This is a genomic window from Microcoleus sp. AT8-A3, assembly GCF_036705675.1.
Classification (GTDB): domain Bacteria; phylum Cyanobacteriota; class Cyanobacteriia; order Cyanobacteriales; family Microcoleaceae; genus Microcoleus.
This window is the reverse complement of the sequence record NZ_JAUBVD010000118.1, coordinates 1-6254: the sequence shown is the minus strand read 5'-3', so window position 1 is coordinate 6254 and position 6254 is coordinate 1. Positions and strand designations below refer to the sequence as shown.

Below are 6254 nucleotides of genomic sequence, written 5' to 3'. Positions count from 1 at the left end.
TCCAAAAAGGACGGGCTTTCAGGCCCCTCCCACAATAACAATTAAAATTGTAAGTTATTTAATTCGCGATCCTTATAGAAATCGAGTTATTTAGGGAGCATCGGCAGCTTGCCCTAAAATCGCTCGCCTAGCAATCTTTGTCGCACCCCCTCAGCGATTTTTTGCCCCAGATATTCGGGAATTAAACTTTCATTGGGCCCCAACAAGTAGAGAATCAGGCGAGTTCGCCCCCGCCAAACTAGCAAATTAGCATTTACGACCAACAAATCCTCTTGCCAGATGGCATACATAACTTTATAAAAAAGTCCAGGTTGATTATCTGCTTCAATCAGCAAAGCTGGCAAGTGGAAAACAGGATCGACGTAGAATTCAGTTGCCACATCTTCCAAACCCGCGTCTAAATTAAATTCCACCGCCAACATCTCTTCAACCTCAAAATGCCCCGCCAATGCCTCTCGAACGGCTCTACAGACGTTTTCTGCTGTTTTATCTGCCAGTACCTTGCCACCGCGAGATACGACCAATTTGATAAATACCAGCATGGGCGGGTAAATTTGACCGTACAGACTCAGACTGTGAATTGTCAGCCCGTAGGCCGCGAGCACTCCAAAAATATCGCTCAGTAGAAAAGACTGGTTCCGGTAAGCAAAATGCAGGGCACTTTTGTTACCTTCGGCTCGGATTTCGATGACTGCTTGCCGAGTTTTGTAAAGCTGGTAAGCTAATTTGAGGTTTTGCAACTGGATTTCGCTGCTGACAAATTGCTCATAAAACTGCGGAAACGCTCGGTTAAAGCGCTTGAGAAGTTCTAGTGTAGATGGTTTTAAACCCGAAGCCATAATTGAGGAGAAGGTGCGGGAGATATACTAGGTATTGACTCTTCCATGCCTTATGGCAATGGGATTTTCGATTCGACGATTCGACTTAAATTGTGCCCGTCTCCTCACTAAAAGCAAAAGTCAAATCTGTCAATCGATTTTAGATTTTAGATTTTAGATTTTAGAGGCGACCCCACGGATAAATGCGGGGGCTTGAGGATTTTCGATTTTCGATTTTGGATTGATTCCACGGATAAATCCGGGGGCTTGTACCACCTTTGAAATTCGTGGTCAGAGAACTTATCACGAGAATGTCACCGTTGCGCCATTCCAGTGGTATTTTCCACCAAGGGTATAAGTTCCGGCGCGATCGGCGGCACTCAAAAGAAGCATTTCCCAAAATGCCTCTGTCTTGGTTCGGCAACAAATTTTACCTTAAAAGCGGGTTGTCTGGGCACTGGCTAGCAGAACAGTTCTACCAGACTTGACAGAATAAAAAAAGCGCAGACTCAATGTTGGACGACAAATCCCTGTTTTCGGCGTAAGATGAGTGTACCGTAAACTGTTCCTCAAGAGGCTACCGGCAATTGATCCTACGCCGATCGGAGTGGGTTTATCTGTCTGGTTCTCTTTCTCGTCGTCCAACTTCTACTACCTTAACCGCGCCTGCATGGGTTTTTGGAAAAACTTATTTAGTAGTTCTGAGTCTGCCTCTGTACCCCAAACAGCGGATTTTGAGGAAGATGTGGCTGTTGGGTTAGGCGATCCGCTTTCCCCAACGTTTCGCAAGCCCGCCAGCGGAAACGCTCGCATCTTTTTCAGTTGCGATCGGGACATTGACCTCTACGAACTCGAAGAACTTTGTAATGCAGTGGGTTGGTCCCGCCGTCCCCTGCGTAAAGTCAAAAAAGCTATTGTGCACAGCTTCCTAGTCGTCTCTATGTGGGAGATGCGGGGCAGCCAGCGACGGCTGGTGGGTTTCGCCAGAGCGACTTCAGACCATGCTTTTAATGCCACGCTTTGGGATGTGGTAGTTCATCCCGACTACCAGGGCAAGGGCATGGGCAAGGCGCTGATGAAATACATCATTAAAAAACTCCGCAGTGAAGATATCAGCAACATTACCTTATTTGCTGACCCTCATGTGGTGGATTTTTACCGCAATTTGGGCTTTATGTCCGATCCAGAGGGGATTAAAGGTATGTTTTGGTATCCTGATTAGCGAGCGAGGTGCAGGTAGGCGTTGATTTGTTGAGGATCTACAATACAATATTGACGCTGCCAACACCGACTGCACCTGTGCGCTGCCCTCAGTTACGCTTGGATGTATCCCGGCATCAGGGCAGTTATAAAGCTGTGCAAGTATTGTCAGTCGATTTGAGCAGATCGCGATAGGAGTCAGGGGCTGGTATCGATTTTTGGGTGGCGTCAAACCGCACAACCTGAAAAAAACTTCGCCTTAGCTCCATCGAGAGCTAAATATTTAATAAAGCTTGACAAGCAAGCGGTTTTGTGTGTTAATGGTTAGAGGTTAGCTAACTATAACACCGGGATGTAGCGCAGCTTGGTAGCGCGCCTGCTTTGGGAGCAGGATGTCGCAGGTTCAAATCCTGTCATCCCGATCGCACAATGTTAAATAATAGATTGAAGCATAACTGTCTCTGATGTTTACATTTCGTCAAAATGAAAACAAATTGAGGCAGTTTTTGCCGATCGTGTGAAAGCGCGAGTCTTTGCGTTAATGTGTTTCAGGATCGCTCCTGATGGAAAAAACATGAAATCATTAGTTCGTTTGGGCGCAATATTGGGAATTGTCGGCAGCACTCTGCTGGGCCCCTCCCCAATTGGCAAGATGTCTGCACTGGCACTGCCGGAGCCGCAAATTTTGGAAAAATTGCGCTCGGTGCCGGTATTTACGATTACAGACGCTCAGGGTGCGCCCCTGATCGCTTCTGTTCCCAAGCAGGGTGAGGGTCAAACTGGTAATGCTTCTGTGGCGGGAATTTTCATCAGCCAGAAAGACGCTCAAGCTTTTGTCGATCAACTGAAAACCAGAAATCCTCAGTTGGCGGCCACGGTGCGCGTGATGCCGGTGTCGCTGGGGGAAATTTATCAGCTCACTCAAGCAAATAAAGGTAAGCCGGAGGAAGTGCAATTTGCTTTCGTTCCCGCTCCGCAGCAGGTGCAGTCGGCTAAAACTGTACTTCAGCAGACTGGTCAACAAGTTAATGAGTTCAACGGTGTACCTCTGTTTTTGGCAAGAGGCGGCGCAGAAAATGGTTATTTGACGATTCAGCGGGGTCAGCAAGAGGTGATTCCCTTGTTTTTTAACAAGGAGGATTTACAGGGAATGGTCGATCGTTTTAAGCAGCAGCAGCCCAACGTGACAGCCACAATTAAGATTGAGGTGGTGAACTTGGAGAGCGTTTTGGAAGCTTTGCGTACTGAAAACGACCCGTTTTTGACCCAAATGATTTTGGTTCCGTCGCGGGAGTCCCTGGAATTTGTCCGATCGCTCCAACCTGCCGGTGCGGGCCAAAATCCACAGGTTGCTCCGGCTCCAGCTCGGCCGGCTCCAGCTCCGGCTCGCTAATAGTTAGTCAGCAGTCATTAGTCATCAGTCATCAGTTATTAATTAGTAGGTTGGGTTTCTCGACTCAGCCTACTATTTACTAATTACTAATTACCAGTTAGCAATTAACAATTACCCCTTCCAAAAAAGTATTATGTTTGTTTCTGGTTTAGAGCTTTGGCAGTGGGTGAATCAAGCTAAAACAGAGGCGATCGCCCATGACATTCCCCTAGCAGAAATCGACTGGCTGCTGCAAGAGCTGGCTGGTTTGGATAGGTTGGCTCTGCGTTTGGAGTCGTTTAAAGATTTGCCAAAAATTGAATTAAAGTTGTCTTTATCGGAACTTGCTCAATTGTGGCAGCGGCGCTTGCAGGAACGGGTGCCGGTGCAGTATTTAACGGGAGTTGCACATTGGCGACATTTTTCGCTAAAAGTAACGCCGGCGGTGCTAATTCCGCGTCCTGAAACGGAATTGCTGATCGATTTGGCTGTGGAAGCTGTGAAAAGCCGTTTAGAAGCAGAAAATATCAATCAAAAATCTACTCCCCCCAACCCCCCCTTACTAAGGGGGGGAGAAGATTTAAACTTCTCCGAGCTTCGGGGGGGAGAATTTGCCAAATCGGATTGGGTGGATTTGGGAACGGGCAGCGGGGCGATCGCGATCGGCTTGGCTTCTGCGTTGACAAATGCTAGGGTTTATGCGGTAGATTGCAGTTCCGAAGCTTTGGCAGTGGCTCGACTGAATGCTGAGAATTTGGGTTTTGCATCGCGAATTAATTTTTATCAAGGTTTGTGGTGGGAACCGCTAGAATTTCTCAAAGGTCAAGTCAGCGGCATGGTTTCTAACCCCCCTTACATTCCCAGCAGCACGGTACTGACTCTGCAACCGGAAGTTTTGAAGCACGAACCTCATCTGGCATTAGACGGCGGTTTTGACGGGTTAGAGTGCATCCGGCATTTGGTAGAAACGGCTCCCGATTATTTAGAATCGGGGGGAGTTTGGCTGGTTGAGATGATGGCGGGACAGGCTGAGGCGGTAGCTGATATGCTGGAAAGTCATGGGAGTTATGGCAAAGTTCAAATATTTTCTGATTTAGCAGGGATCGATCGGTTTGCTTTAGCGTATCGACGTTAGGTTTCAAGAATATGTCGTACTTCTAAAATCTAAAATCTAAAATCTAAAATCTAAAATCTAAAATCTAAAATCTAAAATGGCATGACACAAGTTTCGATCGACTCCCTAGTTCAAGGGGCAATTTCTGGTAATCATATCGTCAGTTTTCCTACAGATACTGTACCCGCTTTGGCTGCGCGTCCCGATCGCTCGGAGTTGATTTTTGCAGCTAAACGTCGCAGTCAAGACAAACCCCTGATTTTGATGGCGGCATCGGCGAGGGCCTTGTGGCCCTACGTGCAGGGAAGTCCAGCAGAGTTAAAGTTGTGGCAGCAAGTAGCCGAATCCTATTGGCCGGGGGCGTTAACTTTGGTACTGCCGGCTTCGCCAAAAGTCCCGGCGGCCATGAATTCGATCGACCCAACTACAATCGGAGTACGAGTGCCTAACTTTCCCCTTGCCCTAAAGATTCTAGAGCAGACAGGCCCTTTGGCTACTACCAGTGCTAATTTATCCGGCCAGCCGCCTCTGGAGTCGGTGGCAGAAATTGAGGCTCAGTTTCCCGAAGTCTTGACATTAGTTCCTTCTGAATTAGCAACAGCGACAACAGCTTCGAGTTTGCCTTCGACTGTGGCTAAATGGACGGGCAGCGAGTGGGAAATATTGCGACAAGGCGCGATCGAGTTAGAATGCTAAAAGCTAAACTCCAAGGCAAAGCAATATGGCGCCGATCGGCTGGAGCAACTTTATATATTTAGGTATGGGACTGGGGCTGGGTTTGGGAAGCAGTTTGATTTGGCGCCTGCGGCAAAAAAGCTCGCAACAGCCCGAACCGGCGCCCAAAGTGGCCCCACCTCCTCAAGAAATTCACTTAGAGAAGTTTGATGCCCTTTCCGAGCAACTTAAGCAAACTCAATTGGCTTATCAGATGGCATCGGAGATGAGCCAATTTAAGGCGGGTTTTTTGGCTCGGACTTCTCACGAGTTGCGATCGCCCCTGAGCACTATGATTGGTACGCTGCAATTAATTCTCTCGGATTTGTGCGACGATCCTGCTGAGGAACGAGAGTTTGTCGAGCAAGCTCACGCCGCGGCACTCAAGCTGGTGAAATTAATAGATGAAATTATCTCTGTTGCTAAAACTGAACACGGCACTGAAAGGATGGATATTGAGCCGATTCAGTTAGCTAAGGTTTTTGACGAGGTTGATGATTTAACTTACTTGCAAGCTGCTAATCGCGGCATTCGTTTGGAGATATTGCCGCCAGATCCGGGGATTTATGTATTGGCAGATTTGCCGAGGTTTAGGCAAGTTTTAGTCAATTTGGTAGATACTGCTGTTGCTCAGATGGAGGAGGGGAGTATTTCTGTTTCGGCCCATGCTTCGCCGGAATCTGGATGCGTTCACATTTGGGTGGACGATCAGCGTTCAGTGAGTGCTTGGAGCGAGTCTTGGGATTTGCTGAAGCACAATTTGGAGTGTGATATTACCAAGAGCAGCGATAATTCTCAGGTGTCTTCTGGAATGAGGTTATTGATGAATCAGACTCTTTTAAGTTTGATGAGCGGAAAGTTGGAGGTTCTGGCTGTGCCTTCTGAGTCCGAAGAGTGCAATTTTAACCGGACTCAGTGTTCTATTCCTTTGGCAACTTTGTGATGAAGGAAGTTCGGCCACCAGGGTAAACGCATCTTAATTTCAACCTCAAACATGATAAGATGAAGTGTTTAGCTAAATCAAGTGCGTAATTGA

At 47.5% G+C, this 6254-nt stretch carries 6 protein-coding genes and 1 tRNA gene; 6 read left to right on the top strand and 1 reads right to left on the bottom strand.

The genetic code is table 11. From position 1 onward, the window contains the following. Nucleotides 1-113 precede the first annotated feature (113 nt). A complete protein-coding gene (locus QUB51_RS29875; RefSeq protein WP_006631881.1) occupies nucleotides 114-839 on the bottom strand; it encodes a hypothetical protein in 726 nt (241 codons plus the stop codon). Nucleotides 840-1488: 649 nt separating this feature from the next. Between QUB51_RS29875 and QUB51_RS29870 the strand changes: the two genes are divergently transcribed. The 6 genes from QUB51_RS29870 to QUB51_RS29845 all read left to right on the top strand — a co-directional run bounded on the left by QUB51_RS29870 (nucleotide 1489) and on the right by QUB51_RS29845 (nucleotide 6161). After that, nucleotides 1489-2040, top strand: coding sequence for a GNAT family N-acetyltransferase (locus QUB51_RS29870; protein ID WP_333053326.1), 552 nt, complete (start codon nucleotides 1489-1491; stop codon nucleotides 2038-2040). Nucleotides 2041-2366: 326 nt separating this feature from the next. Further along, a tRNA-Pro gene (locus QUB51_RS29865) sits at nucleotides 2367-2440 on the top strand. A 152-nt stretch (nucleotides 2441-2592) separates the two neighbouring features. Beyond that, nucleotides 2593-3411, top strand: coding sequence for a Tic22 family protein (locus QUB51_RS29860; protein WP_333053292.1), 819 nt, complete (start codon nucleotides 2593-2595; stop codon nucleotides 3409-3411). A 133-nt stretch (nucleotides 3412-3544) separates the two neighbouring features. Continuing rightward, on the top strand, nucleotides 3545-4525 hold the full coding sequence (locus QUB51_RS29855) for a HemK/PrmC family methyltransferase (RefSeq protein ID WP_333264495.1): 981 nt from the start codon (nucleotides 3545-3547) through the stop codon (nucleotides 4523-4525). Nucleotides 4526-4606: 81 nt separating this feature from the next. Then, nucleotides 4607-5200, top strand: coding sequence for an L-threonylcarbamoyladenylate synthase (locus tag QUB51_RS29850; protein WP_333053290.1), 594 nt, complete (start codon nucleotides 4607-4609; stop codon nucleotides 5198-5200). A 25-nt stretch (nucleotides 5201-5225) separates the two neighbouring features. After that, on the top strand, nucleotides 5226-6161 hold the full coding sequence (locus tag QUB51_RS29845; protein WP_333053289.1) for a HAMP domain-containing sensor histidine kinase: 936 nt from the start codon (nucleotides 5226-5228) through the stop codon (nucleotides 6159-6161). Nucleotides 6162-6254: the final 93 nt, after the last annotated feature.

Excerpts from the sequence above, each read along its gene's own strand:
- QUB51_RS29860 (WP_333053292.1), top strand. The coding sequence starts at position 2,593 with ATGAAATCATTAGTTCGTTTGGGCGCAATATTGGGAATTGTCGGCAGC.
- QUB51_RS29845 (WP_333053289.1), top strand. The coding sequence starts at position 5,226 with ATGGCGCCGATCGGCTGGAGCAACTTTATATATTTAGGTATGGGACTG.
- QUB51_RS29855 (WP_333264495.1), top strand. The coding sequence starts at position 3,545 with ATGTTTGTTTCTGGTTTAGAGCTTTGGCAGTGGGTGAATCAAGCTAAA.
- QUB51_RS29850 (WP_333053290.1), top strand. The coding sequence starts at position 4,607 with ATGACACAAGTTTCGATCGACTCCCTAGTTCAAGGGGCAATTTCTGGT.
- QUB51_RS29875 (WP_006631881.1), bottom strand. The coding sequence starts at position 839 with ATGGCTTCGGGTTTAAAACCATCTACACTAGAACTTCTCAAGCGCTTT.
- QUB51_RS29870 (WP_333053326.1), top strand. The coding sequence starts at position 1,489 with ATGGGTTTTTGGAAAAACTTATTTAGTAGTTCTGAGTCTGCCTCTGTA.